This window comes from Gemmatimonadaceae bacterium, from assembly GCA_016720905.1.
Lineage (GTDB): Bacteria > Gemmatimonadota > Gemmatimonadetes > Gemmatimonadales > Gemmatimonadaceae > Gemmatimonas.
This window is the reverse complement of record JADKJT010000002.1, coordinates 414,529-440,456: the sequence shown is the minus strand read 5'-3', so window position 1 is coordinate 440,456 and position 25,928 is coordinate 414,529. Positions and strand designations below refer to the sequence as shown.

The 25,928-nt window shown below is 65.5% G+C and carries 23 protein-coding genes; 8 read left to right on the top strand and 15 right to left on the bottom strand.

The genetic code is table 11. The annotated features are described in order from the left end of the window. Positions 1–11: 11 nt before the first annotated feature. Positions 12–572 carry a molybdenum cofactor guanylyltransferase gene (locus IPP90_04195; protein MBL0169924.1) on the bottom strand — a complete coding sequence of 187 codons (561 nt, stop codon included), beginning with the start codon at positions 570–572 and terminating at the stop codon, positions 12–14. 50 nt (positions 573–622) lie between these two features. Here IPP90_04195 and IPP90_04190 point away from each other — a divergent pair, with 50 nt between their 5' ends. Next, entirely contained in the window at positions 623–2,410 is a 1,788-nt protein-coding gene (locus IPP90_04190) for an NAD-dependent malic enzyme (GenBank protein MBL0169923.1), read from the top strand. Between the two features lie 79 nt (positions 2,411–2,489). Here the strand turns inward: IPP90_04190 and IPP90_04185 are convergent, their stop codons facing one another. Together IPP90_04185 and IPP90_04180 are read right to left on the bottom strand one after the other, a co-directional pair. Then, positions 2,490–3,077 carry a PadR family transcriptional regulator gene (locus IPP90_04185; GenBank protein ID MBL0169922.1) on the bottom strand — a complete coding sequence of 196 codons (588 nt, stop codon included), beginning with the start codon at positions 3,075–3,077 and terminating at the stop codon, positions 2,490–2,492. 43 nt (positions 3,078–3,120) lie between these two features. Beyond that, positions 3,121–3,555: a hypothetical protein gene (locus IPP90_04180; protein MBL0169921.1), complete on the bottom strand. Its 435-nt coding sequence runs from the start codon at positions 3,553–3,555 to the stop codon at positions 3,121–3,123. A 131-nt stretch (positions 3,556–3,686) separates the two neighbouring features. Here IPP90_04180 and IPP90_04175 point away from each other — a divergent pair, with 131 nt between their 5' ends. Beyond that, a complete protein-coding gene (locus IPP90_04175; protein ID MBL0169920.1) occupies positions 3,687–4,148 on the top strand; it encodes a hypothetical protein in 462 nt (153 codons plus the stop codon). Between the two features lie 87 nt (positions 4,149–4,235). Further along, complete coding sequence (locus IPP90_04170) at positions 4,236–7,118, top strand: CHAT domain-containing protein (GenBank protein ID MBL0169919.1); 2,883 nt, start codon at positions 4,236–4,238, stop codon at positions 7,116–7,118. On the opposite strand, the gene IPP90_04165 is transcribed toward IPP90_04170, so the two are convergent. Genes IPP90_04165 through IPP90_04150 form a run of 4 tightly spaced genes read right to left on the bottom strand, consistent with a single transcriptional unit; the run spans position 7,105 to position 11,814 of the window. Continuing rightward, a complete protein-coding gene (locus tag IPP90_04165; protein ID MBL0169918.1) occupies positions 7,105–7,719 on the bottom strand; it encodes a hypothetical protein in 615 nt (204 codons plus the stop codon). The genes IPP90_04170 and IPP90_04165 overlap by 14 nt on opposite strands. After that, positions 7,719–8,345, bottom strand: coding sequence for a sigma-70 family RNA polymerase sigma factor (locus tag IPP90_04160; protein MBL0169917.1), 627 nt, complete (start codon positions 8,343–8,345; stop codon positions 7,719–7,721). Before IPP90_04160 ends, IPP90_04165 begins: the two co-directional genes overlap by 1 nt. After that, positions 8,342–9,661, bottom strand: coding sequence for a hypothetical protein (locus IPP90_04155; GenBank protein MBL0169916.1), 1,320 nt, complete (start codon positions 9,659–9,661; stop codon positions 8,342–8,344). The genes IPP90_04160 and IPP90_04155 overlap by 4 nt, the downstream gene beginning before the upstream one ends. Further along, positions 9,661–11,814: a hypothetical protein gene (locus IPP90_04150; protein MBL0169915.1), complete on the bottom strand. Its 2,154-nt coding sequence runs from the start codon at positions 11,812–11,814 to the stop codon at positions 9,661–9,663. The genes IPP90_04155 and IPP90_04150 overlap by 1 nt, the downstream gene beginning before the upstream one ends. A gap of 130 nt (positions 11,815–11,944) precedes the next feature. On the opposite strand from IPP90_04150, the gene IPP90_04145 reads away from it, so the two are divergent. From IPP90_04145 to IPP90_04135, 3 genes are all read left to right on the top strand, one after another. Further along, positions 11,945–13,324 (top strand): hypothetical protein, encoded by a 1,380-nt coding sequence (locus tag IPP90_04145; GenBank protein ID MBL0169914.1) that lies wholly within the window; start codon positions 11,945–11,947, stop codon positions 13,322–13,324. An 88-nt stretch (positions 13,325–13,412) separates the two neighbouring features. Further along, positions 13,413–14,474, top strand: coding sequence for a hypothetical protein (locus IPP90_04140; GenBank protein ID MBL0169913.1), 1,062 nt, complete (start codon positions 13,413–13,415; stop codon positions 14,472–14,474). 74 nt (positions 14,475–14,548) lie between these two features. After that, positions 14,549–15,010 carry a hypothetical protein gene (locus IPP90_04135; protein ID MBL0169912.1) on the top strand — a complete coding sequence of 154 codons (462 nt, stop codon included), beginning with the start codon at positions 14,549–14,551 and terminating at the stop codon, positions 15,008–15,010. 42 nt (positions 15,011–15,052) lie between these two features. Here IPP90_04135 and IPP90_04130 read toward each other — a convergent pair whose 3' ends face one another. Genes IPP90_04130 through IPP90_04100 form a run of 7 tightly spaced genes read right to left on the bottom strand, consistent with a single transcriptional unit; the run spans position 15,053 to position 23,793 of the window. Beyond that, entirely contained in the window at positions 15,053–15,841 is a 789-nt protein-coding gene (locus IPP90_04130; GenBank protein ID MBL0169911.1) for a class I SAM-dependent methyltransferase, read from the bottom strand. A 3-nt stretch (positions 15,842–15,844) separates the two neighbouring features. Further along, positions 15,845–17,110, bottom strand: coding sequence for a phenylacetate--CoA ligase family protein (locus tag IPP90_04125; GenBank protein MBL0169910.1), 1,266 nt, complete (start codon positions 17,108–17,110; stop codon positions 15,845–15,847). Beyond that, complete coding sequence (locus tag IPP90_04120; GenBank protein MBL0169909.1) at positions 17,107–18,453, bottom strand: phenylacetate--CoA ligase family protein; 1,347 nt, start codon at positions 18,451–18,453, stop codon at positions 17,107–17,109. The genes IPP90_04125 and IPP90_04120 overlap by 4 nt, the downstream gene beginning before the upstream one ends. Beyond that, positions 18,450–19,133 (bottom strand): GNAT family N-acetyltransferase, encoded by a 684-nt coding sequence (locus tag IPP90_04115; protein ID MBL0169908.1) that lies wholly within the window; start codon positions 19,131–19,133, stop codon positions 18,450–18,452. The genes IPP90_04120 and IPP90_04115 overlap by 4 nt, the downstream gene beginning before the upstream one ends. Before the next feature lie 18 nt (positions 19,134–19,151). Then, complete coding sequence (locus IPP90_04110) at positions 19,152–20,207, bottom strand: 2-oxoacid:ferredoxin oxidoreductase subunit beta (GenBank protein MBL0169907.1); 1,056 nt, start codon at positions 20,205–20,207, stop codon at positions 19,152–19,154. Next, a complete protein-coding gene (locus IPP90_04105; GenBank protein MBL0169906.1) occupies positions 20,204–22,003 on the bottom strand; it encodes a 2-oxoacid:acceptor oxidoreductase subunit alpha in 1,800 nt (599 codons plus the stop codon). Before IPP90_04105 ends, IPP90_04110 begins: the two co-directional genes overlap by 4 nt. Further along, a complete protein-coding gene (locus IPP90_04100; GenBank protein ID MBL0169905.1) occupies positions 22,000–23,793 on the bottom strand; it encodes an FAD-dependent oxidoreductase in 1,794 nt (597 codons plus the stop codon). Before IPP90_04100 ends, IPP90_04105 begins: the two co-directional genes overlap by 4 nt. A gap of 133 nt (positions 23,794–23,926) precedes the next feature. On the opposite strand from IPP90_04100, the gene IPP90_04095 reads away from it, so the two are divergent. Together IPP90_04095 and IPP90_04090 are read left to right on the top strand one after the other, a co-directional pair. Then, positions 23,927–24,595: a hypothetical protein gene (locus IPP90_04095; GenBank protein ID MBL0169904.1), complete on the top strand. Its 669-nt coding sequence runs from the start codon at positions 23,927–23,929 to the stop codon at positions 24,593–24,595. 67 nt (positions 24,596–24,662) lie between these two features. Beyond that, entirely contained in the window at positions 24,663–25,445 is a 783-nt protein-coding gene (locus IPP90_04090; GenBank protein MBL0169903.1) for a VOC family protein, read from the top strand. 125 nt (positions 25,446–25,570) lie between these two features. Here the strand turns inward: IPP90_04090 and IPP90_04085 are convergent, their stop codons facing one another. Then, positions 25,571–25,825, bottom strand: a complete 255-nt coding sequence (locus IPP90_04085) for a GlsB/YeaQ/YmgE family stress response membrane protein (GenBank protein MBL0169902.1) — start codon at positions 25,823–25,825, stop codon at positions 25,571–25,573. Positions 25,826–25,928: the final 103 nt, after the last annotated feature.

Sequence of the window (25,928 nt, the reverse complement as noted above, 5' to 3'; positions counted from 1 at the left end):
TTGCGGCACCGCTAAGGAGTGAGTCTCTCTGGCGTGTTCACATTGCGTGCCTCGCCCGCGTCAATCGGCACCAGCAGCAAACGCTCCATCGGCACGAGATCATGCAAACTGCGCCGACCCGCCAGCAGTCGCTCGGCCAGCAGCGGCCGCACTACCTGGCGATACAGCCCGATGCACGGTTGCACACCGCCAGACTCGCCCAGCACCACCCAGGCGTCCGATCCAGACGCGGCGTCAAGAATGGCCCGGACGCTTGCCGACGTGATGTCTGGCAAATCGCCCGCCAGTACAAACACGTCGCCCGCCGATTGCTCGAGGGCCGCGAGAATCCCACCGGCCGGCCCTGAGCCCGGATACCGATCGGGACGCTGCAGATCGGCGCGCGCGGCCACCTCCGGATCGCAGTCCCCGACCATGGTCACACGCGCACCAAACACCTCGCGCAAGGTGCGAACCGGTCGGTCGACCAGCCAGTCGGTCCCGCTCGGGCCGACAGGCTCGCGTAGCTTGTCCCGGCCAAAGCGCAGGCTCTGACCGCCAACCAGCACGATCGGGTGGATGGAGGCAAACATGCCGAATGATGCCCCAGCGCTTGATCTGCGCCAGTGTTCAGAGAGATTCCATGGTTCACCGCCTGTGGGCCCGATGGCCGAGGCGTCGATTGAGAGGGTTTCGCACGTACGGCAAAACCCCTTCACCAGCGTTACCAGGAGTCGTTTTGAACGATTTGACCCGGCCCAAGCGCGGCGCCGACATCCTCCACGATCCGGTGCTCAACAAGGGCACGGCGTTCACCGATGTCGAGCGCGATGCGCTGGGCCTGCGCGGGTTGCTGCCGGCGCGCGTGATGACCATGGAAGAGCAGCTCGCGCGCCTGCTCCCCGGCGTTCGCTCCAAAGCGACGCCGCTTGAGCAATACAGCTACCTCGTGTCGCTGCACGACCGGAATGTGACGCTCTTCTACCGTCTCGTCACCGAGCATCTGGAAGAGTTCATGCCGATCCTCTACACGCCAACCGTGGGGCTGGCCTGTCAGGAGTGGGGACGCATTTTCCGCCGCAGTCGCGGCCTGTACATCACGCCGGAAGACAAGGGCAAGATTGCTGAAGTGCTCAGCAACTGGCCGCAGGACGATGTGCGCATGATTGTGGTGACCGACGGCGAGCGCATTCTTGGGCTGGGTGATCTGGGCGCGAACGGCATGGGCATCCCCATTGGGAAACTCACCCTGTATACGGCCTGTGCCGGTATGCCGCCGTCGCAGTGCTTGCCGATCACGCTGGACGTCGGCACCGAGAACATGACGTTGCGCGACGATCCGCAGTACGTCGGGCGCAACACCCCTCGCTTGCGCGGCCCGGAGTACGATGCGCTGGTGGACGAGTTCGTCGAAGCGGTGCAAGCGCGGTATCCGCGCGCCTGCCTGCAGTTCGAGGACTTCGGCAATCATAACGCCTTCCGGTTGCTGGCCCGCTGGCGGAATCGTATTTGCACCTTCAACGACGACATGCAAGGCACCGCAGCCGTGGCGCTCGCTGGCCTGTTCTCCGCCACGCGGATCACGGGCACGCCACTCACGGAGATGCGCCTGTTGTTCGTCGGGGCCGGCGAGGCGGGGATCGGCATCGGCGACCTGGTCGTGGAAGCGCTCATGGAAGCAGGTGTTTCCGAAGCCAAGGCGCGGCAGCAATGCTGGTTCGTGGACTCGCAGGGATTAGTGGTGCAGTCGCGGACCGATCTCGCCGAACACAAGCAGCGGTACGCGCACGTGCATCCGCCCGTCCACGACCTGCTGTCGGCGGTCGAGACCCTCAAGCCGCATGCGATCATTGGCGTATCGGGTACGCCCGGCATGTTTTCCACCGAGGTGCTCCACGCAATGGCGCGGCTGAACGAGCGGCCGATCGTGCTCGCGTTGTCAAACCCCACGTCGAAGGCGGAGTGCACGGCCGAACAGGCCTATGCCGCCACCGATGGTCGCGCCGTGTTTGCCAGTGGCAGCCCGTTTGCGCCGGTGACGCACGCCGGGAGAACGCATGTGCCGGGGCAGGGCAACAACGCCTACATCTTCCCTGGTGTGGGACTGGGCATTCTGGTCAGTGAAGCATCGCGCGTCACTGACGAGATGTTCGCGGCGGCGGCGAAAAAGTTGGCCGCCATGGTGACCGACGAGGATCTGGCCATGGGCCGCATCTATCCCGATCTGCCACGCATCCGCGAAGTTTCGCACGCCATTGCAGTGGATGTTGCCGCCATCGCGTTTCGGCGCGGTTTGGCGCGGTGTCCAGAGCCGTCCGACCTTTCGGCCGCGGTCAAGGCGGCGATGTACGAGCCGGTGTATGTGAGCTATGAGCGCCGGAAGACAGACCCGGCGAACAGCAAGCCGAATACGGCGGGCAGTGCGCGGTAATCCATCGGGTGTGCCGCACCGGCGCACGCGTCGGTGGATAACCGCCGGCGCGGTGTTGGCGTGGGCGTTCGGTCTGGTGCTACGACGCGGCGCGTCGTAGCTCGGCCGCCGCCCGCTCGAGAATGTCCGTGATCGCCGCCACCTGCTCCGGACTGCGCTTCCCGTTCATCATCGCCGCACCGAATTCCTTGGCCAGACCGATCATCGCGTCGCGAGCCGGTCGCACGCCGTCGCCAAACACCGCATCGCCAATGTGGTTGACGCGCTCGAACAACTCATCGACCACTGGACGATGTTCGGCCAGATGCGCTCGCCCGGCGTCGGTAATCGAGTACACCTTCTTGCCGCCCTCTTCCGGCGTCGTCACGGCGTAGCCGAGATCTTCAAGCATGGTCAGCGTGGGATAGATCGCGCCGGCACTGGGCGTGTAGCGACCGCCTGAACGCTCTTCCAGTTCCTTGATGATGTCGTAGCCGTGACGCGGCTTCTCATCCAGCAACCGAAGGATGACCAGCTTCAGGTCGCCCTGTTCGAACATCCGGCCGCTCCCGAACGGTCCACGACGCTTGGGTCCGCCGCCGCCAAAGAATGCGCTGAAATCGGCGTCGAATCCTGTCCAGCCGCGGCGCGCTCGCCCGTCACAACTCCTGAATGGTTCATGCCACATGATGTGCTCCGGAAGTAGATGAATCGCTGACCACGCGTGACGCCTAGGGCACGCGGGTGAGGCGCAGTCGCCCCTCTCGCATCCACGGATCGTAGAAGCGGTTCGACTTGAGATGGAACTCGCCCTGCAACGTGCTGTCGCTGGCGGCCGTGATCACGAAAAACAGGTACGGCTTCCGGAGCGCTGCATCCTGCGCCGGTGAACCCGCGAGGTCGGCACGGACCTGCAGCACATCGCGCGTCGGCCGCGAGTGAAGGACCCGAATCGCGGCGCCACCCAACTGACCCGATCCCGTCCCGTCAGGCCGCATGGTCAACTCGATCGCCAACGGCCCCACGCGCTTCAGCAGGTCGGCATCGAAGAACGTGCCGGTTCCGGTCCAGTGACCGACCATTTTGGTCGGATCGGGAGCCTGAGCCGAGCCGGGTGCAGAGAGGAAACCCACCAAGGCGAACGCAACGAGCAGCCGAGTAGTCATGGATCGTATCCGAGAAGTCCGTGACGATATAGCGCACGATAGATCGTACGTTATATCGTACGATAGTGCTTGCGATATATCGTGTCAAGGCCGACTGAGCATATCCTGGCATCCATGCGTCCATTCTCTTCGTGATCAATCGAGCGTTTCGCTTCTTGTCGTTGGCGGTGGCCGCAGCCGTCAGTCAGTCGGCCACGGTACAGCCCGGGGCCGTACGTCAGCCGCCGGTCCTGACGGTGTTCGCGCTCAACGACGGCGCCGCGACGTCGTCTCCAGATGCCACCATCGTGCTCTCGCATACGGTGGTGGGGACTGTTCCCACATCCTATCGGGTGAGCTCGCGAGCGGACTTTGCCGGCGCCGCCTGGCTCCCCTACACCCGACGCCCTGAACTGGTGAATGTCGCGGGGCTTTCTACGCTGGGCTGCGATGTGCCGGGTTCGGTGCGCCGACTGCGCCTGTTCCTGCAGGTGCGCTCAACGCTGGGTGACGAGGTGCGCATCGTGAACGGCCAACGCAGCCTCACGCCGGTCGTTGCTGAGAGCAACGTCCTGGCCGACAGCATCTGCCTTGTCGCGACGAAGCCTGAGTGACGACGCGCGCTTGACCATCCTCACCGCACGCCTGATACTGCGCAGCAGAGTCCGCGACCCACTCATACGTTTCGCCCACGCCGCCCGATGATCCTTGCGTTGATGCTGACGGGCGCGCTCATGCAGGGTGCGGCGCTGCCCGAACCCGTTCGCATCGTGCGCGAGATTCAGGTCGCCATCGATCGGGATGGTGGACAATCGTTGGAGCGCGCGTGGCAGTTGACACTGGCCAGCCGCCCACGCCAACCGCAAGCCATGCTGGCGGTGGCCAGCTATGCGCGCGCACGCTACCGCTACGAGCGTGCCGACTCCCTGTACCGGCTCCTCGATGCTCGCGGTACGGAGGTGGGTCTGGTGTGGCGCGCCATGGCACAAGTCGGGATGGCGCAATGGCGCGCACTTGGCAGCGAATCGGCGCGCGCCGACAGCTTGTTCGGTGAGGCACGCGCGACGGCGCAGCGCGCCGACTCGCCGCTCGTAGAGGCGGAAGCCGTCCTGGGATTGGCGCAGTTGCGGCAGCGATCGCACGGCGTGAAGGCGGGACGGGCACTCCTCGATGCATGGTGGGCGTTGCTGGAACGGCCAAGCGCACAGGACAGCGCGCAGCGACTGTGCGTCATCGGTGCCATCGATGAGCAGCTGGGGGATACCACGGGTCGGCACCGCATCGAAGCCGGCGCCGAAAACGCCGAACGACTCAGACTGTGGCGCGTCGCCGGGAACTGCCGTTTGTCGCTCGCGCAGTCTGCGGAGCGCCGGGGATACTTCGTCGGCGCGGGTATACAGGCACGAATGGCGCTCGCACACTTCGCGCGCATTCGCTATGACGTGGGGACCGCGCTGGCCAGTCAGTGGTACGGGTACGTCCTCGTCCAGACGAACGTGTTCGCCAACGCGCGTGTGCTGCTCGAGCAGGCCATCATTGCGGCGCGCGTGACACGTTTCGAGTCGGTGGAGGCCTGGGCGCACTCGGGTTTGGCCGAGTTGCATCTGGCATTGGGCGACGTGGGACAGGCCCGTCAGCACGCGTCCTTGGCGGCGATCTCGCACGCCGCCCGCAACGACCGGTGGGGCGTTGCCAATTCCCGACGCTTCGAGGCTGACGCGCTGCAAGCGTCAGGTGATTTGCCGAGCGCAATCGGGAGATACGCGGAGGCGTATGATGCCTATGTCGCTGCGGGTCTGCCGCTCAACGCACTGCCCGCGCTCTCGGCACGCGCCAGCGCGCAGATGCGTCTGGGTCAACTTGACAGTGCCGAGCGTACGATGGCGACGGCGGCAAGCCTTGGCCGGACGAACGAGGGCGCTCGCAACGAGCAGACCGTGCTGCGCGCCGGCGTGGCGATGCGCCGAGGACAGTTGGGCGTGGCTGACTCGTTGCTTCGTACCACCACCACGTCGCGCGAGTGGCGACGCGCCGATCTGCGGCTCGCGGCGATCACGGTCGCGGCGCGCGAAGCACAGGTCGCGCTGCGTCGCGATCGAGCCGCGATGGCCGATTCGGCACTGGGCGCGATCACCAACGCCCTTGATCAGTGGCGTCGGTACCCGATGAACAAGGGCATCACGGCGTCGATGGCGCAGCTGCGGAACAACTGGGGCGGATTGGCGGATGTGTACCCGGATCTCGTTGCCCAACTCGCCGGCCGCGGCCGAAACGCCGTAGCCTTCGACTTCATCGAACACATTCGTGCGCGTGACATTGTGGAACGATCCCTGCGCGCGGCAGCGCAACTGCGTGACACCAGCGCCGCAGCGCGCGCGTTGCGCCCCGAACGCGATGCCGCACCGATCGTCACGCTGACAGAATTGCAGCGCGTCCTTGCGGCTGATGAGGCCTATGTGTCGTTCATGCTGGGGCTCGACGAATCGGCGACCACCGCCATCGTCGTCACCCGCGACTCCGTCGTGAGTCGAGCCCTTCCGGGACGACGGGCGCTCCTGCCGGATATCCAGGTCTTTGCGCAACTGGCGGTCGCGGGAACCGAGGCCATTGCGCCGAGCAAGCGACTGGGGACGGCGCTGTTGGCGCCAATCTTTTCTGCCGTGCCGGCCAGCGTGACGCGGTTCACCGTGTCGCCAGACGGCGAATTGAATCGCATTCCGTTCGATGCCCTGCGTCTGCCCGATGGACGCTTCGCGGTGGAACGCGCCACGATCTCCACCGCGCCGTCGGCCACTGCATGGCTGGCACTCCGCACGATCGCCAGTGCGTCCGGCGATCGACTGATCGCGTTCGGCAATCCGCGCTATCCGGTATCCCGGCCGACACGCAACGCGCGCAACGTGTCCCTTCGGGCACCCGCTGCCGTTCCGTTCGATGGCATCACGCTGGCCCGACTGCCGTTCTCCGGGGATGAAGCGCGACGCGTCGCACGATACGGGGTGCACAGTACCCTGCTGCTGGCTGGCGAGGCGAGCGAGGACGCCCTGCAGGGAATGGACTGGCGTCGTGTCGCGGTGCTGCATGTGGCGGCGCACGCTTTGGTGGATCCGGAAAGCCAGACCGGTACGGCACTGGCGCTTACGCCCAGTGGGACGTCTGACGGATTCATGTCGCCGGGGGAGGTCGCCCAACTGGACTTGCACGGCCCGTTGGTCGTCTTGTCAGCCTGCCGGTCGTCAGGGGGGCAAGTGCTGGGCGGCGAGGGGCTGCGCGGACTGACCGCCCCGTTTCTCGAGGCGGGCGCGCGGGCGGTGGTCGCTACGCACTGGTCCATTGGTGATCGCAGCGTCGTGCCCTTCATCGATCGGTTCTACGCGGCGATGGCCACCGGTCTGCGCGTCGATGATGCGCTGCGTCAGGCAAAACTCGCCGCGATCCGTGACGGCGTCAGCATTGCGGATTGGGGGAGCTACTCGATCATCGGCGACGGGTCCATGCGCGTCCCGCTCTCGCAGCCGTTGCTGTCACCGATTGCGTGGCTGCGCAGCGCCAGACCGTCGTTGCGCGACGCTACGGCGCGGTAATTACCAGGCGTTGCGTGACGGCAGTGACCGACGCGCCTGCGCGAGTGGTCGCTTGCACCCACCAGAGGTATTCGCGTCCTGCCAGCAAGTGCACCGAGTCCGGCATGGTGATCGCGGTGTCGCGCGTCTCGGCCGCGAACACTTCGTTGCCGGCGGTGTCGACGACCACGAGTGTGTAGCGATCGGCATCGCGCAGCGAGCGCCACACGAATCGGGAGGCGTTGGCGGCGTCGCGTGCACCGACCGGGGCCACCAGAGTGATCGGTGACGCCTCAGCACGCAGCGCCGGCGCTTCGCGGCGATCGGCGAGCCACGTGCCGGTGATACCAACAGCCAGCAGCACACCGGCGGCCGTTGCCCACGTTGTTCCACGCGCACGACGGGGCCGCGCCGCGCGGGCTGCCGCCCACACGATCTCCAGTTCACGACGTCCCTCGGCGCTCGCGAGCTGCGTGTCGAGGGTGTGCAGTCTATCGTCGTCACTCCCTTCGCGCTCCACCAGCTTGCGGAGCCGCTCGGCAGCCACGTCATCGAGGGCGGGGCGCACGTCACCCCGTGGTAATCCCTGTTCGTAGGCTTCGCGCAATCGTTCGTCGCTCATCACAGGCTCTCCCTGGTGATCCCGCGCGACGCCAGCACGTGGCGCAGGTCGTCGAGACCACGATACAACAGGTTGCGGGTCTTTCCTTCCGTCCACCCGAGAAGGTCGGCGATCTCGAAACGGTCATACCCGGACAAATACATGCGCACCACACCGCGGCGCGACTCGGCCAGCATGCCAAGGGCCTCGTGTACTGCGCGGCCCAATTCACTGGCCGCGAGGCGCGCGTCGGCCGAAGCCCGATCGTCCACCAGCGCTGACGGATGGACGTCATCGAGTGCCGTGGCCGACGACTTCACGGCGCGCCGCCGACGGATGATGTCCAGTGATGCCGAAACGGCCACGCGATACATGTACGTGGGCTTCGCGCGGCGAATCAGTTCGGCCGTTCCGAATGACTTCCAGACGCGCACGCGCAAATCCTGAACCACATCGTCGACGTCCTGGCCGGCCAGTCCGTGTCGCGACGCGGTGCGCCGAATGAAGGCGTCGAAACGCGCCAGCAGGTCGCTGAGTGCTCGCGAGACCTCGGCGTCAGGTATCGACGCATCTGGTTCGCGCGCTGGCGGCTCGCTTGCCGGGGACTCGTCACGTACGATACGGAGGGATCGAAACGGTGACGTCATGGGTGAAGGGACTCCACGTCGGGACGCACATCACCAGATTTGACGCCGGTAACGACGCCGCGCCAGCCACTCTGCCGAATTGCCCTTCCGACCCCGTCCAGCGCGGTCACACGCCAGCGAAGACGTCCGGAGTTCGCGCGCTGCCAGACCAGCGTCGGTGCCTCATAGAGCGTCGTCCCACGGGGCACGAGCGCGCTCAGCACCGGAGTGCCCGAGACCGACTGCAGGTCAACGCGATAGGCGTTCGCACGTGGTTCCGCGCTCCACCGCAACCGGAAGGACGAGTCGGCGCGGGCCGCGCCACCATCGGCGGGTTCGAGCAACGCGAGTCGAGTCGCGCCATCTCGCGCGATCGGGGCACCGTCACCCATCACCACATACCGCAAGACCGGCATCGGAAAACCCGCGACGGCCGCCGAGTGCACGATGCCGGATCCGCCGCCGGTGGCGCCCAGATCCGAGTCGCCTTCGCGATCGTCGCTGGCCTCGATGCGCAACAACACGAGATATGATCCTTCCGCCGAGGTTGGCAGCCGTTTCGGATCGGGTCCCGGCAACACGATGGTGCCACCCGGCGGAGCGAACAGATTGAACCGCTGCACCGGCGAAAAGCGGCGCTGCTGGGTACGTTGCTCGAGCGGCAAACTGGCCTCCGTGAGCAAATCGTCTGTCGACGGCGTTTCCTCGCCAGGCATGACCACTTCCCAGCGACCCACCAGACGACCGGTTCCATTGTGGGTGATCCGCGCGGCGAACGGCGGCGGCGTGTCGCCGGCACGCAGAAACTGCACCTGGTCGCCCCCGTCGAACGACACCCGCACATCGGTCAGGGCGAACGGTACTTTCGCCTCGCCACCGGTCAGCCGACAGGTGACCGCGACAAATTCATCGGCGCCACCAACGAGACTCTCGAACCGGCGCACATAGAAGAACGTCGCGACTGCGCCCCGGCGCGCGTCCTGATAGGCGCGCCGACTGACTGACGCGGGAATGGACATGATGTCGGTGAACGCATTCTGACCACTGCGCCGGGCGAGATCGTATCGCGCGGGGAGTCGTCCGAAGATGGTGCTGGGGCTGCAGCGGCTCCCGCGGTCCGGTGCCGCGCTCACCAGTTCACCGCACCAGAATGCCTCCGCAGGTCGCAGATTTGCCGATACGCCACCAAACGTGAGGAAGACCGTGGTGGCGTTCATCGCGTTGACGCTGACGCCGGTAGGGTTCACGCGCACTTGTGCCGACAAGCCTTGCGACAACGTTGCACTGATTGTCAGGGTGACCAGGGCGCAGGCCGCGACGTGAGCGGGACGTGTCATCAGAACACCCGCAGGTTGAGACCCGACGAGACCGCCCACTGCCGTTGCGAGATGCGCGCCATCGGATTGGTGTCGGCGAGCAGGAAGTCCGGCAATCGCGCCGTTGAGCGGGCGAAGCGCACGAAGAGCTGTCCCCGCGCGCCGCCGGTAGCGTCGCGCCACATCGCCAGGGGCTGCGTGAGTTCGATGCGCTGTTCGCTGTTGATGGTGGTCGGCCCTGCGGGTGGCCGCGTGTGCAGCAGCGACACCGCCAGCACGAGCGACGCGCCCTGCCCGCGTCGCAAATTGGTATTGAGTGTGACGCGACGCGTGTCCGTGCGCTCGGCACGTTCCTCTGACCGCTGGAAATCGTCGCCGAGGTCGAGTGCCATATCGGCCGTGGCCCCCAGCTCCGTGCCGACCGACAACGCATCGGAGCCGGCCGCGAAGTCGGCTCGTTCGCGGTCGATCTGGCGGTTGTCCTGATGACTGCGGTTCCGGCGGGCGGCAACGTGCCAGCGTCCGAACTGCCATTGGGCGCCGAGGTCGCGGTTGGTGCTGAGTTGATCGGGCAGATCCTGCGGGCGGAAGGTGCCGCCTGAAGGCTCGCCGTCGGCGCGTTGGTGGACTTGGTTGAACGCCAGCGTGATCGTCGGCCACGCGGTGGTGGCACGTTTGACGCGAAACAGCTGCGCGACCGGCACCGCAAAATTCATCGAGTTCGACTGATCGCGTGTGGTGAGAATGGTGCTGATGCGCCCGAGATTGTCTCGCGACCACGACCATCCCGCTTGTCCGGATATCACGCCCACGGCAAACGTGGCATCGCTGCCATGGATCTGTCGGTCGGCCTGTAACGGAGCCGCGACGCTGCGATACAACGGATCGACGCGCTCATGCCGATAGCCAAGTCCCAGATTGACGACGCCGACGCCGCGCACCGTCCGATTCTGCAGTACGGAAACGTTCGATTCGACAAAACGCGCGCCGCGCGATTCACGCTCCACGGCCCGCACAATGGTGTCGCCCGTGAGTTGCGGATCCAGTGGCGGGTTGTCGAACCGGCTGCGCGATACGCCGCCCGCAAAGCGCATACGCTGTCCGGGTGTCGTCATGGATAGTTGCACCGAACTCCCGGCGCTCTGTTCTGCATCCAGCACCGCCCCCTGGCGAAAGCCATTCAGTGGCAGCATGGACGCATTGAGCACGGTGACGTCCAGCGTGAGGGCACCGGGGCGGCGCGCAATCAACTCGCGTGCGATCGAGGCGCCGAGTACCCGGTGATTGGCGTGATCCATGCCGATCAGGTGGTCCCACCCCACGAGCGGCGCGGCGTTGAGCGCCCCAACGACCAGCCGCGTGCCGCCGCGTGCCCAGGCCAGCGACGCTCCGCGAGAGGAGAATCCGTTGATCAGTTGGCGGCTTTCACCGAACGACGTCTGTCCGATGGTGAGACGGCCGGCGCCGGCGCGCAGCACGATCCGAAAATCCGACAGGTCAAGGCGTGGGGCGCGCTCCTGCTGCTGATTGAACCGCAAGGCCTCCTCGCGGCGTGAGGACCCGACGTATGCGGACGACGTCTCGAGGGTGAAGCGCGATCGCTCGTGGACAGTCTGAAGGGACCCGTTGAACACGACATCCTGATAGATCGGACGTTCTGGTTCGGGAATGCCACGCGATCGGCCTTCGGCCACCTGCCCCTTGTTGCCGAACGTGGCAGACGGCGTTGCCACGATGTGCGTGAAACCGGACACGGTACGCACGGTGAGCAACAGGCGGCGCAACTCGGTCCACCGGGCACCCCGTTTCTGAAAGAGCACGACCTCGGTGGTGCCGGCGGGAATCGGCGCGAAGGTGGGGCGATATGCGAGCCCCTGTCCGGTGCGCTCAACAAATGCCGTGACGTCGACGCCACCCACCGTGAGCACCAGTTCACCATCGTCGGCGCCAAGCGGACGATTGAGCGCGAACTCGAGCGTGCTCATCGCGGACAGCGCGCGTGCGGTGTCGATCATCGGCACGACTGCAATCGGTGCCGGATTGACGGATTGCGCCGCCGAGACGGATGCACTGAGTGAGATGGCCGCGACGGACGCGAGCCGACGACGGTTGGCGAAATGGGAGCGGAGGACGTTGGAGGCCGGCAGCATAGCGTGACGAATGGACGCGGCCATGGCCGGATCCTTCTCAGGTCGCCGTCCGCGCCGGAGTCCCGTTTGGTCGAACGTGAGAACGGATGTGGTCCTGACACGTCTCTTTTCCCGACAACGGTTTCAGCTACCGGCCTCCACCCGTCCGATATCCATGCGCACGAACTTGCTCATCACCTTGGCCACTGTCGCCGGGCTCAACGCGGCGACAGGCGCCCATGCGCGCGCGCCCTCCGTCCGGCACTCCGCGTCCGGCGATTCGCTGGTGGTGGTCCCCCGCTCGATGCCGGGCGGTCAGTCCGCTCTGGCAACGATTGTGCTCGCTGCCGAGGCGCCGACCGGCGGCGTCACGGTCGCGATCGCCGTGGCGCCGGGCGCGCGCGGGGCGGTTGTCACCGGCATCACGGTGCCCTCAACCGTTACGATTGCAGCAGGGAGCAAGCGCGCCACGTTTCGAATCGCGACGACGCCTGTGGCGACCGACGCGGCGGCGCTGATTACGGCGGTGATCACGCCGCCTGCGGGAATGGCGATGCGGGTAGTCGCGCCACTCACGGTCCTCGCGCCCGTCGTCGTCGCCCTCACACCGTCGGCCACGCGTCTGGTGGGTGGCGCCACCGCCACCGTTCGCGTGCAATTGTCCGGACCGGCGCCGGCATCCGGAATGGGTGTGGCCCTGTCCGTATCGAATGCGTTGGCGACAGTGACCGGCGGCGCGGTGGTGGCGGCGGGAAGCGAAAGCGTCGTGATTCCGCTTGCCACGCGCGCCGTGTCGCAGGACGTGGACATCCGGCTGGTGGCAGGCACGACGGTGCAAATGAGCGACGCGCCGGTCTCGCCGCCAATCAACGCGTCCGTGAGTCTTCTGGCACTACGCGTGACCTCGGTGACGCTTGCACCGGCGACGGTTGCCGGCGGCGCGCCGTCGACGGCCACGATCACACTCAATCTCCCGGTGGCCGGAAACCCACTCGAGGTCACCATGGTCTCGTCGGTGCCTGGAGTGACGGTGCCGTCGAGTGTGCGCGTTCCCGCGGGTAGCAATCGTGTGAATGCAGCGATCTCGACGTCGGTGGTTGATGCGCCGTTGGCGGCACGGATCAGCGCGTCTGCCGTGACCGCCGATCTGCCGCGCGCTCCCGCACCGCTTGGCGGCGTTGTCGATGGGTCGGCCAACACGGTCATCACGGGGGAATCGACGCATGGCGCGTTCGCCGACCTGACCGTGACCCCAGTCGCGCGCTCGGCGGGCGTCATTGCATCGGCCACCCTCTCGTCAGTACAGGTGGCCGGCGGTTCGGCCGTCCTCTTGTCCATCGTGCCCACCAGTGCCCTGACGGCCGCCGTCGTCGTGCAGATGGTGTGCAGTCGACCGGATCTGGTGGTGATGCCGGCCTCGGTCACGCTGGAACCTGGACGCACCGCGCAAGTGAGGGTGATCGCGGCGCGTGTGTCGACGCCGGTGACGCTGACCGTTGTGGTGAGCATCGGCACCGAGCGACGCGCCGTGACGCTGTTGGTCAATCCGCCGTGACCTGGCGTCACTGAGAATCCCGTGGCGGGAGTCGCGTCTATTGCGTGCCGCCGCGTTCCACCGATCCTCGCTTTCGGAGCAAGTCACCATGTCCCACGTCCGTCACCTCCTCACCGTATCCGCGTTTGCCGTTGTGTTGTTCGCACCTGCGGTATCACCGGCGCAAGGCATCAAGGTCCACGATTTCGCAACGGGAACCGGTGACGCATTCTATGAGCTTTCCGGGAGCCCGGAACTGCGCCGCCAACACACGTCGACCGTACGGATCATCAAGGACTTGATCGATCTGGTCCCGTTCGATCAGGTGAAAGCGACTGGCGCGAGCCTCTCCGCAATCTCGAATGGTCGTACCACCGGAAGTGGCGGGCGACAGGTGGGGTATATCGAAATGAATGTGAACGTCCCGTCCAGTGCGAGTGCTGGTGGCACCGTACAGATCGCGGTGGGATTCTCAGACAAGTTCACATTCAAAGTGGTGCGTAAGGGACTCATCGAGAACGTGACGTTCAACCCCGTCCCATCGACCGTGCAGGTTGGCGCGCCAATCGTGATGACCGCGACTGGTGTCGACTTCGGCACACCGAACGTCGTGCGACTCGCCTGTCACACGGTGACCAATGTCTCGCGAGGTGGTACCCAGGCGAATGCGACGTTCACGGCGACGCTGACGAGGAGCAGCAGCTGTTCAACCAATCCATCGACGTACCTCTTCGGCATCGAATCCACCGCGTCCAGTGATCCCAACACGTACACACAGTCCAACGCTGATGGCACCTGGGATTTCCACTATGCCGCTGCGCCTCCAACCGGCGTGACGTGCGTGAGTAACCCTTCCATCGGGGCACCCGCGATGACCGCGCCGGTCAACGGGAGTACGATCAGCTTCGCCGCCGCATCAACGTCGCCAACCGGCATCACCGTTCGGTGGTCGTTGGCGGACCGAAGCGGACAGCAGGGGGCACCTCTCAATGAATACCTGCTCACGGTGAGACACAGCGGCGGTCGGACGTTGGAGGCCCGGACGGTCACCGGGCTGAGCGCTGTCGTGACCGTGCCCATCGGCGCGACGGTAACCATTGATTTGCGCGCGAAAAACTGTGGCGAACCTTCGCCAACGTCGAGCCTCACGTTTACCACGAAATATCAGTGACATCCGTGCGCCCATCGCTGTCGTCGTTGCCTCATGCCACCAACCGCCACCCTCTATCTTTCAGGAGCCACAACATGCCGAGAATTCGCCGGCTCGCCCTCGCGATCATCGCGATCGTTGCCCCCCGCCTCACTGCCGCGCAGGTGCTTCAGCCGCGGTCAGATCCGGCCAGCGTGATCGAAGTGATCACCCTGCGGTCGGTCAAGTTCGATGCCACCGCGAGCGCAGTGCGCATCAAGTATGAGCGCGCCGGGCTCAAGCCCCTCGAAGTGCGCATCAGCACCAACGAGGGATTCAGGGGCGCGTCGTGGGTACCGTTCACGGAAGGCTCGACAAAGTCGGCCGTAGAAGGCAGCACCACGTGGATCACCGGGTTCCTGACACCACCGGGTAGCCTCAGCACCAACGCCGGCAACTGCGGCACGGGCATGATCCGACTGAAGGCGTACGTCCAGTTTCAGGGACGCGATCGATCCATGCAGACGAAGCTGAGTGCCATCAAGTCCGACAGCACGTGCTTCGTGATCGGCGGCTGAGCAGTCCGGCTGGGGCGGTGGTCTGATCCTTCGCGATTGCGGCTAACGATTCCCTGTGTCACGCGCTCGCGCGCAGGTGGCTACGAAGCACGCCGTGATCGACCTCGTCGGCAACCCGCCCAACATGTCGAACAACGACAGCAGCATCGCTACCAGCGGGTCGGCACGCCGCCCCAGCAGCTTCTGCAGCGTGACAAACAGGGCCGTCGTCACCAGCCGCGGATTGTGCACCAGCCACTCACGTCCCAGCACTTCGAAGCCTTCCGCTTGCAGCCGCCGATCGAGCGTGGAGGGAGCGGGCGTGTAGCCGATCGGAAAGGGCGTCCATCCCGCGCGACTGAGCAGGCGCAACGCCCAGTACAGCGGGTTATGCGGATTGTCGAGCGTGATGAGCAGCAGGCCGCCCGGCTCGATCACGCGCGCGAGTTCCGCTATGGACTGGTCGAAATCGGCAGGCGACGGAAAGTGATCGAGCGTGGACGGTGACAGCACGGCCGCGACCGAGGCGGACGCCAGGGGCAGTGATCGACAGTCCGCCGCGAGTGGCAGCAGCGCCGCGCCGCGAAACCGCTGCGCCGCGCGACGAACGACCGGCGGCAACCAGTCGATGCCCACGATGCGCTGGCCATCAGCGAGCAATGCCGGCAGCAGCGTGTCGTCGCCGAACGCATCCTCGAACAGGTCTGTCTTGAGCACCAGCCCTGGCCGGAGCTGCCACTGCCACCGCCGTATCCAGGCCAGGTGCACCTCGCGCTTCTGTTGCGCGACCAGAGGATGCAGGTACCAGGATGGCGTGTCGGCTGCCGCCATGCGTTCCCATACGGCATCCATGCGTCAGGGTACTGGAAGCTTTGAGATCATCTGGCGCAACTTACCGGGCTGCTCATGCAATCGCTCAACGGTGTCGAGATCCAGGCGCACCGACGACGGAAGCCCGACCCGCAGTCGTTGGTTCAGCGCGTCTTGTTCGCCCGCGTTCCACGGTCGCGTGGGCACGATCTCCACACGCATCCAGTCGAGCGCCTCCTGGATGACGACGTAGCGGCCGACGACGTCCAGTTCCCGCAGGATGAGGAACCAGCGCGTTGGTGACTGTACCTCGCCACCGGGGAACCGCAACAGCGTCTCCTGACGACCCTCGGGGGCGCGAATCGTCGGCAGTGTGCTCCCGCAGGTACACGCCGCGCGCGTCCATGCGGTGCGATCACCCACGTGGTATCGAATGAACGGCATGGTCGACTGGTTGAGCGTGGTGAGGACGACCTCGCCAACCTCACCCCACGGCGCCGCCTGATTTCCCTGCCTGATCTCCATGAACAGGTGGTCGGCATTGACGTGTAGATCGTTATTCGAAGGGCACTGGATCGCGATGCGCCCCGCCTCCATGCAGGCATAGGATACGAACACCTCGCAGGACAGCTCGGTCTCTGCGGCACGCCGAACGGATGCGTCCAGCGACGCCCCGGAGACGATCACGAACCGTGGCGTTACGTCCCGCAGGGGCCGGTCCGGATGGCGCAGCAGGGCGCCCAGCTCCGATGCGTAGCACCAAAGAACCGTTGGCCGCGCGAGACGAAGGCGTTGCACCTGTTCGTCGAGGGGCAGTGCACCGGGAATCACAATGGTGCGAAACACTCCCAGCCGCTCCTGCCATGCCGTTGCGCGCTGGTAGCCTGGGCCGACTGTCACCAGTGTGTCCCACGGACGAAATCCCAGCGAGAGCAATCCGCGGAAATCCACGAGGCTGCGTATCTGCGCATCCGCGGGGGCCAGGGGAATGTTGAGGGGCTCGCCCGTCGTGCCGCTGGTGTGCATGGTCACGCGACGCGGTGAGGCCGGCCGGGTCGATACCAGCGCTTCCGGACCCGCCGCACGCATCTGTGCCTTGGTCACGATGGGAAGCCCACGCACGTCGTTGATCGTGCGCGGCATACCCGGCTCGATGCCCGCCGCCGCGTACAGGTCGCGGTAGAATGGCACCTCGCGCCGCGCCGCCTCGACGACCGCCTGGAACTTGCGCAGCTGCAGCGCCTCCAACTGTTCGGGTGCCAGTGTCCGGTTGCGCCAGAGCGTGCCGAGTGTGCGCAGTCGGCCGATCACGGCGAGACGTGCGAGATGACCATGCGCGTCTTGCCATTGGCCTCGGTTGGCAGCACGTCAACCCACTCGATCGCGACGTCACATCGCTCACCGATCAGCGCGCCAATCTCCACCGTCAGCCGGCCGGCCACCGCCTCCCGCTCGCCGCCGCTGTCGTTGACCACGCGCACGAGGAAACGTCGCGGCGCCTGTTGAACGAGCTGCACCCGGTCCTCGCCCGCCGCGTCGCGCAGCCGCCGCAAAACCTGGAGCGCGTGCAGCGTCCGGCCGTCCTCAAGGCGGATCAGGTCGTCGGACCGGCCTTCCAGCGATTCAAGCAACGGCAGCGTGCGACCGCACGCGCAGGCTTCGGTACCGCGCACGGCCACGTCGCCCAGCCGATAGTTGAGCAGCACCGTCGCGCGATTGGTGAGATTGGAGAGCACCACGTGCCCCGCCTCGCCAGGCGCCACCGTGCGACCGTCCGTATCGACGACGCGCACGGCGACCGCATCGATGCTCAGATGCAGTCCCTGTCGCCGTTCGCATTGGAATCCGATGCGCAGCGATTCGGTGGACTGGTACATCGACACCACGGGAATCCCGAGCTGCTGTTCGATGTAGCGACGGTCGGCGGCGGCCATGCCGTCGGCGCCATACACGAGCACCGTGGGCGTGTGCATCGTCAGCCCGCGAGCGTTGATCGACCGGTAGAGAGCGCCCAGATACGAACCGTAGCCGATGATGACATCGGGGCGAAACGCATTGATCCGCGCCACTTCCGCCGCAAGCGGCAACTCCCCGGGGGTCAGCGACTCGCGCGTCAGGTCGACACGCCGCGGTGTCCACAGGTGCTCCTCGTAGTAGTTCCGGATCTGGGTGGAGACCGATCCGTCCCGCTGCAGGTTGAGCTCGCGGTACCCTGCGAGGCGGCCAGTGAAATGCGCGAGCACATGCCGCTGACGATGCCCGTGCGCCAGGGCCAGCACGAGGGCCCGGCCGTCATAGCGGAAGGCCTTCGTGCGGCCGGTCGTACCACTGGAACTGATCGTCAGGACATCGCCGAGGCGCTCGTCCGTCGACTGGAAACGCGCGGGATCCGCGCCGTAGGTTGCGCCGTCAATCAAGGGCAACCGGGCGAGGTCGTCGGCGTCGCGGAACTCGTCGGGCCGAAGTCCCAGCGTCGCCATCGCGTCGCGGTAGAATGGCACGTGTCGCTGCGCGTAACGGACGATGTGCTGCACCCGGCGGCGCTGGATTGTCAGCAGTCGCTCGGTCGGCAGCCAGGGAATGCGCGTTTCCCGACGCGCCTGCGCGAACGTGTACGCCGACCACGCGATCCGCGATGGCAGACTGGCCTTCACGCCGTCGTCGGCGTTTGGGTGCGTGGCGCGGGGGCGTAGAAAGGCAGGTGATCGGTCGTTCGGCGGAACGTCCAGCGCCACGGCCCGATCCGGAACCATCCAATGTACGCGGTGGGTGTGGCGCCGCTGCGAGCATGGGTTGAGTAGACGACGGCGCGGTCGGGCTGCACGCAGGCCACGGTGCGCGCGATGCCCTCGGCTTTCAACACGTGCTTCAATGCCCGCGCCGTCGTGGGTGCCAGGCCCCGCCCGCGGTGCTCCGGGGCAGTCCAGGACTGATACAAATACACCTGCCCGGGCTCGAGTCGCAGTTCCATTTGCAGATACTCCAGCCACGCGCCCTGGGCAGCGAACCAGAACCCGTGCACGATGCGGCCGTCATCGTCCGCATACACCCAGCACCGATGGCCCGCCTGCCGGCGGCGCTTGACCTCGTCCTCGGAGAGCGCCGGGTGAAACCGTGCGTACGCCCCCACCTCGTCGGTGCGCAACCATCGGCAGTGTTCGTCGGGCGCAAACACCTGCCCCACAAGGTCAGTCTCGAACACCAGCATCCGCCGGTACACGGTCTCCCCGAGGATCCTGAAGATCAGCGGGATGACGCCTTCGTCGCGCAGAATGTCGAGTGCGCGACGAATTGTCGACGAGTGATCGCGGCGTCGGCCCGCAGCGTCGGCCATCTGTGTCGGCCGTAAGGCCTACCGATAGCGATCCATCAGCTTCTCCAGTGCCGCTTTGCCCGGACTCAGCTTCTCGAACGGCACGTCCACCAGCGGCGTCGGGATCGTGTTCATGAAGTCGTGCATGTCGCGCTTGCTTTCATCGATGAACAGCAATCCCGTGGCGATCTCGCCGCGGGCCTGACACGCGCGCACGTGCGCGTACGCCGACTCGCGATCGGTGGGATCGTAATCCGGCGCCGTGGCGCGCAGGCGCACGCTCGTGCCGTCATGCATCTGCACCACCGACACGTCTTCCTGCGTCTCGGGAATGGTGATCTCGCGCCGCAGGGCCACAAAATCGGTGTGCACCGATTCCACCTCATGCTCGCGCGTGAACTTGTAGCTCTTGGTGGACCCTTCGTGGTCGTTGAACGACACGCACGGAGAGATCACATCCACCAGCGCAAATCCCTTGTGCGAGATGCCGGCCTTCAGGATAGGCACGAGCTGCTTCTTGTCGCCCGAGAACGAACGGGCCACAAACGAGACGCCCAACGTGAGCGCCAGCAGCACCGGATCAATCGGAGGCTGTTGGTTGGCTTCGCCCTTCTTGGACGTCGACCCGATATCGGCCGCGGCAGAGAACTGGCCCTTGGTGAGTCCGTACACGCCGTTGTTCTCCAGCACGTACAGCATGTTCACGCCACGCCGGATGGCGTGCGACATCTGGCCCAGGCCAATGGACAGCGAATCGCCGTCGCCGGAAATGCCGATATAGGTGAGATCACGATTGGCCGCGGCGGCGCCGGACGTCACCGAGGGCATGCGTCCGTGCACGGAGTTGAATCCGTGCGACTGCTTCATGAAATACGCCGTAGTCTTCGATGAGCACCCGATGCCGCTCATCTTGGCCACGCGATGCGGTTCCAGATCGAGTTCCCACGCGGTCTGCACGAGCGCCGCCGTGACCGAGTCGTGGCCGCAGCCGGCGCACAACGTGGACATCGCACCTTCGTAGTCGCGGAGCACGAATCCCAGGCCATTGGTGCGCGAACTGGGGTGACGAACGGGAGGCTTCGCAATCGACGTCATACGGTCACTCCGGCGAAATGCGCGGTCACGGCGTCCACCACGACCTTCGCGGTGAGCGGCATACCGCCGTAATCGAGAATGGGGATCAGGCTGTCACGCGCGACACCCAGCTCGATGCCAATCATCGAGCGCAGCTGGCCGTCGCGATTCTGCTCAATCACGAACGTCCGCTCGTGTTGCGCCAGGAAATCGCTCACTTCCACGCCAAACGGGAACGCGCGAATGCGCATCACGTCCACCGGAATGCCCTGCGCGTGCAACAGGTCGGCCGCCTCGCGCACCGCCGCGTCACAGCCACCAACGGTCACCAACCCCACCTCGGCGCCGTCCTGGCGATGAATGGCCGGCTTGGGCATCTGGGTGGCCGCGTGCGCAAACTTGCGCGTGAGACGGTCCACCACTTCCTGATACGCGTCGGAGTCCTCGGTGTACGCCGCATGCTTGTCGTGGCCCGATCCGCGCACGAAATACGCACCCTTGCCACCCACACCCGGTAGTGTACGCGCCGCAATGCCATCACCGTCCACATCGAGATAGCGCGAGAATTTCTGGATCTTCTCCAGCGCCGCCGCGTCCAGCACCTTGCCGCGATCGGGGCGATAGCTGTCATCCCATTCCAGGCGCTTCACCATCCAGTCGTTCATGCCGATGTCGAGATCGGACGCCACGAACACGGGCGTCTGGAACCGTTCGGCAATGTCGAATGACTCCACCGACATCTCGAAGCACTCTTTCGGGTTGGCGGGGAACAGCACGATATGCTTGGTATCGCCGTGTGACGCATACGCCAGCGACATCAGGTCGGCCTGCTGCGTGCGCGTGGGCATGCCCGTGGCCGGCCCGCAGCGCTGCACGTCGAAAAACACCGACGGAATTTCCGTGTAGTACGCCAGCCCGATGAACTCCTGCATCAGCGAGATGCCGGGCCCCGACGTGTTCGTGAACGCGCGCGCCCCCGCCCATCCGGCGCCGATGGTGATGCCGGCCGCCGCGAGTTCGTCTTCCGCCTGCAGAATGGCGTAGTTGTTGAGCCCTGTGTCCTTGTCCACGCGGTACTTCTCGCAGAAGCTCTTGAACGCTTCCATCAACGCCGTGGCCGGGGTGATGGGATACCACGCACCAACGGTCGCTCCCGCGTACAACGCGCCCAGCGCGCAGGCCGTGTTGCCGTCCATCAAAATGGAATCGCCGGTCGCGTCCATCTTCTCCAACCGGAAGGGCAGCGGACAGGTGTAGTTGGCCTTGGCGTAGTCGTAGCCCAGCTTGATGGCCTTGTGATTCGCATCAAGCAGTTGCGGCTTCTTGCCGTACTTCTCGGTGAGCATCTGCCCCACGATATCCATGTCGATGTCGAGCAGCGCGGCCAACGCGCCCACATAGGCGATATTGCGCAGCAGCGTGCGATCGCGGTCCTTCTGGAACGCTTCCACGCACATGCCACCGAACGGAATCCCCAGAATCGTGATGCCTTCGCGCACCAGATCGGGGTCGAGCGGCCAGGTGGAGTCGTACAGCAGATAGCCGCCGGGGCGCACCGTGGCCACGTCCTTGGCGTACGTGGACGGATTGAGCGCCACCACCATGTCCACCGCCGATGGACGCGCCGTGTAGCCGTCCTTGCTGACCCGGATTTCGTACCACGTGGGCAGGCCCTGAATGTTGGACGGGAAGACGTTCTTCCCTGTGACCGGGATGCCCATGCGAAAGATCGCCTGCATCAACAAGCTGTTGGCGCTGGCCGAGCCCGTGCCGTTCACGGTGCCCATCTTGAACGCGAAATCGTTGATGCCGCTCATCGGGTCACCTGTCCGTCAATTAGTCCGGCGTACGCGAGCTTGAGGTCGAACGTGCGCATATCCCACGCCGCGGTGGGACAGCGTTCGGCGCAGAGGCCGCAGTGCAGGCACACATCTTCGTCCTTCACCATCACGCGCTTGGTTTGCGGGAGGGCGGGGGACACGAAGATCTCCTGCGCCAGATTCAACGCCGGCGCCGAGAGTCGCGTGCGCAACTCGTCGATGGGGCTGCTGTTGGTGGTGATGGTGAGGCAATTGGTGGGACACACATCCACGCAGGCGTCGCATTCAATGCACAACGGCGCGGTGAAGTGCGTCTGGATGTCGCAATTCAGGCAGCGTTGCACTTCCGTCGCCGCCTGTTCGGCGGTGAACCCGAGTTCGACTTCCACGCCGATCCCGCTGAAGCGCTTCGTGAGATCCTCGTGCTGCATCTTCGAGCGCTTGGACGCGTCGTAGTCGTTCTCGTACGCCCAGCTGTGCATCCCCACCTTGGCGCTCACCAGCGTCATGCCCACCGGCGGACGCTCGCTCACCGAACGCCCCTGACAGTGCGCATCGATGGAGATCGCCGCCGCGTGTCCGTGCGCGACGGCCCAGATGATGTTCTGGGGTCCCCACGCCGCGTCGCCGCCAAAGAACACCTCGGGGCGCGTGCTCTGATGGGTGGTCTTGTCCACCACCGGCATGCCCTTCGCGTCAAATGCCATGCCGATGTCGCGCTCGATGAACGGGAACGCGTTGTCCTGCCCGATCGCGAGAATCACCGTGTCGCAGGGGATGAGGCGCGTTTCCAGCACCGTGCTCGTCTCGCGGCCCGTGGCGTCGGTCGTCCACTGCAGGCGCTCGAATTCCATGCCCACCAGCTTGCCGTGCTCGACCACGAAGCGCTTGGGCGCATGATTCTCGATGATCTCGACGTGCTCTTCCTCGGCGTCCTCGAGTTCCCACGGGGAGGCCTTGAAATGCTTCCGGCCACGACGCGCAATCACCTTCACATCCTTGGCGCCAACGCGCTTGGCCGTGCGGCAACAGTCCATGGCCGTATTGCCCACGCCAATGATGATCACCCGCGGCTCGATGGTCTCGCTGTGCTTGAAGTGGATGTTGGCCAGCCACTCGATGCCGATGTGGACCTGATCGGGCGCGTCCCAGCGGCCCGGGATATCGAGCTCCTTCCCCTTGGGGGCGCCACTGCCCACGTACACCGCGTCGTAGCCTTCGCCCAGCAGTGACGACAGGCTCTCGACCGTGGTGCCGTACTTCACCGTGGCACCCATGTCGATGATATAGCCGCACTCTTCGTCCAGCACCTGGGCCGGCAGGCGAAACGCCGGGATGTTCACCCGCATCAGCCCGCCCGGCTGGACGTTCTTCTCGTAGATGGTGACGTCGTAGCCCAACGGCAGCAGGTCGTTGGCCACGGTCAGCGCCGACGGCCCGGCACCCACCAGCGCCACCCGCTTGCCGTTCTTGATCAGCGGAGCCTTGGGCAGGCGGTCGGAGATGTCGCCGCGATGGTCGGCGGCCACGCGCTTGAGCCGACAAATGGCGACCGGTGTGTCCTCGACTCGCCCACGCCGGCAGGCCGGCTCGCAGGGACGGTCGCAAGTCCGCCCGAGGATGCCCGGAAAGACGTTCGACTCGCGGTTGAGCAGGTACGAATCATCGTACCGCCCTTGGGCGATCAGGCGGAGGTAGCCGGGGACGTTGGTGTGAGCCGGACACGCCCACTGACAGTCCACCACCTTGTGGTAATACCGCGGATCTGAGACGTCTGTAACGGCCATGATGCGATGGTTCCTGGAATGGTTTAAGCAAGGATCGCTAAGAGAACGCGGCGCGGCAAGCCGGGGTTGCGAGAGCAATCGATTGTGGCGGAATTCTCCTCCGCCGACGCGCGCTCCCGCGCTAGCTTGCGGCATGAAACCCTTCCGGCGTTTGGGGGAAGCAACCGCCCCCGATGGCACCGTGCTCGCGCTGTTCGAGCACGATGGCGCCTATGTGATTCGCGTCAACGGCGTCGAGCTCATGTCCACTCGGCGACATCATTCCGAGGACGCCTTGGCTGAGCTGGTGTGCGCACCGCTGGCCGCTCAGCGCCGCGCGCGGGTGCTGATTGGTGGCCTGGGGTTGGGTTTCACCCTCAAAAAGGCCCTGAGCGTCCTGGCTGGTGATGCGCAGGTGGTTGTGGTTGAGCTGCTGGACGCGGTGATCGACTGGAATCGCAACCCGGACTATCCCCTGGCCGACACCGCGCTGCGTGATCCGCGGGTGGAGTTGCTGCACGACGACGTGGCCCGCGTGCTCAAGCGCCATCGCGGCGCCTTCGACGCCATCATGCTGGACGTGGACAATGGCGCCGAACCCCTCACGACCGCCGGCAACGCCCATTTGTATCGGTCGGTGGGGATCTTCCAGGCCGTGGCGGCCCTCCGGCAGGGAGGTCGGTTGGCCTACTGGTCGTCCAACGACGACCCGACGTTCGCGGAATCGCTCCGTGACGCGGGCCTCACGGTGTCGGAGACCAAGGTGCGGGCCCATGCGACATCGGGTCCCCGACACACCATCTACGTCGGGCAGCTCGCGTGATTGGCGCGCCTTGACGCCATCGTTGGGCAAGGCGACGATTTCCCCCTTCCACATGGAGGAGGACGACATGACGACGGGCGCTCGAAAGACGGGCGATTTCTGCTGGATCAATATCCTCACGCCGCACCCAGGCGCCGCGCGCGAGTTCTTCGGTGCACTGCTCGGTTGGACCTACCTTGAGATCCCAGGCATGGGACACCGCGTCCAGGTGAGTGGGCGAGACATTGGGGGCATGTTCGACCTGGACGGCCCCAATACGCCTCCCGGCACGCCGCCCGGGATCGGCGTCATGGTCAGGGTCGACAACGCCGACGCGATGGTGGCCAGCGTCAATGCCCTCGGCGGGACGGCGCAACCGGCCTTCGACATTGGCCCCCAAGGCCGCATGGCCGACTGTCGCGACCCAAACGGGGCCAATATCGACCTGTGGCAGCCCAGCCAGTCACCGGGTATGGAGGCGGACAGCACGCTCCACGGCGCGCCAAGCTGGTTTGAAGCCAGGACCACCAATGTCGACGGTGCGGCCGCGTTCTATACACAGCTGTTCGGTTGGACCACCGAGGTCATGTCCATGCCGGGCGCGCCCTATACGAGTTTCAAGCTGGGGAACGAGGCGGTCGCGGGCATGATGCAGATCACGCCGGAAATGGGTTCCATGCCGCCGCACTGGGCAGTGTACTTCACCGTGAACGACATCGACGCGACCGCAGGCGACGCGGTGGCACGCGGTGGTTCGATCTGCGTGCCGGTGCGCGACATTCCAGGCGTTGGTCGCTTCTGCGGGATCATCTCACCGCAGGGGGTCATGTTCTACACCATTCAGTATACGGCGGTCACATCAGCCGCTTGACGCGAAAAAACGTGAAGAACAGCGCCGCATACAAGGGCATTATCTGGTCACTGAGGTCCCAGATAATGCCCTTGATTGTGTAGCCGTACCACCGCTGCGCCTGGCCCAGTTCGGTGCCGAGATCGCTACGGGGTCTGCTTGCCTTTGATCAGTCGGTACACGAACAGCAGGATCATGGCGCCGATGACGCTGGCGATCAGCCCCGCCTGCGCGCCCTGGTCATACCACCCCAGCATCTGACCCAGCCAGGTGCCGACAAACGCACCGGCCACACCGAGGACAATCGTGATGATGAAGCCGCCGGGATCCTTCCCCGGCATGAGGAACTTGGCAATCGCACCCGCGACCAAACCGATGCACAGTGTCCAAATGAGACCCATGGATTCATCCTCGGCCAATTAGGACGCGCCAACCCGACGCGCGGGGAGTTTCGCTCACGCAAGGAGAACGTGCGGTGCCCGGACGGTTCCGGCAAGGAGGACT

Coding starts and splice junctions, on each gene's coding strand:
- IPP90_04195 (MBL0169924.1), bottom strand. CDS start 572: ATGTTTGCCTCCATCCACCCGATCGTGCTGGTTGGCGGTCAGAGCCTG.
- IPP90_04190 (MBL0169923.1), top strand. CDS start 623: ATGGTTCACCGCCTGTGGGCCCGATGGCCGAGGCGTCGATTGAGAGGG.
- IPP90_04185 (MBL0169922.1), bottom strand. CDS start 3,077: ATGTGGCATGAACCATTCAGGAGTTGTGACGGGCGAGCGCGCCGCGGC.
- IPP90_04180 (MBL0169921.1), bottom strand. CDS start 3,555: ATGACTACTCGGCTGCTCGTTGCGTTCGCCTTGGTGGGTTTCCTCTCT.
- IPP90_04170 (MBL0169919.1), top strand. CDS start 4,236: ATGATCCTTGCGTTGATGCTGACGGGCGCGCTCATGCAGGGTGCGGCG.
- IPP90_04165 (MBL0169918.1), bottom strand. CDS start 7,719: ATGAGCGACGAACGATTGCGCGAAGCCTACGAACAGGGATTACCACGG.
- IPP90_04160 (MBL0169917.1), bottom strand. CDS start 8,345: ATGACGTCACCGTTTCGATCCCTCCGTATCGTACGTGACGAGTCCCCG.
- IPP90_04155 (MBL0169916.1), bottom strand. CDS start 9,661: ATGACACGTCCCGCTCACGTCGCGGCCTGCGCCCTGGTCACCCTGACA.
- IPP90_04150 (MBL0169915.1), bottom strand. CDS start 11,814: ATGGCCGCGTCCATTCGTCACGCTATGCTGCCGGCCTCCAACGTCCTC.
- IPP90_04145 (MBL0169914.1), top strand. CDS start 11,945: ATGCGCACGAACTTGCTCATCACCTTGGCCACTGTCGCCGGGCTCAAC.
- IPP90_04140 (MBL0169913.1), top strand. CDS start 13,413: ATGTCCCACGTCCGTCACCTCCTCACCGTATCCGCGTTTGCCGTTGTG.
- IPP90_04135 (MBL0169912.1), top strand. CDS start 14,549: ATGCCGAGAATTCGCCGGCTCGCCCTCGCGATCATCGCGATCGTTGCC.
- IPP90_04130 (MBL0169911.1), bottom strand. CDS start 15,841: ATGGATGCCGTATGGGAACGCATGGCGGCAGCCGACACGCCATCCTGG.
- IPP90_04115 (MBL0169908.1), bottom strand. CDS start 19,133: ATGGCCGACGCTGCGGGCCGACGCCGCGATCACTCGTCGACAATTCGT.
- IPP90_04110 (MBL0169907.1), bottom strand. CDS start 20,207: ATGACGTCGATTGCGAAGCCTCCCGTTCGTCACCCCAGTTCGCGCACC.
- IPP90_04105 (MBL0169906.1), bottom strand. CDS start 22,003: ATGAGCGGCATCAACGATTTCGCGTTCAAGATGGGCACCGTGAACGGC.
- IPP90_04100 (MBL0169905.1), bottom strand. CDS start 23,793: ATGGCCGTTACAGACGTCTCAGATCCGCGGTATTACCACAAGGTGGTG.
- IPP90_04095 (MBL0169904.1), top strand. CDS start 23,927: ATGAAACCCTTCCGGCGTTTGGGGGAAGCAACCGCCCCCGATGGCACC.
- IPP90_04090 (MBL0169903.1), top strand. CDS start 24,663: ATGACGACGGGCGCTCGAAAGACGGGCGATTTCTGCTGGATCAATATC.
- IPP90_04085 (MBL0169902.1), bottom strand. CDS start 25,825: ATGGGTCTCATTTGGACACTGTGCATCGGTTTGGTCGCGGGTGCGATT.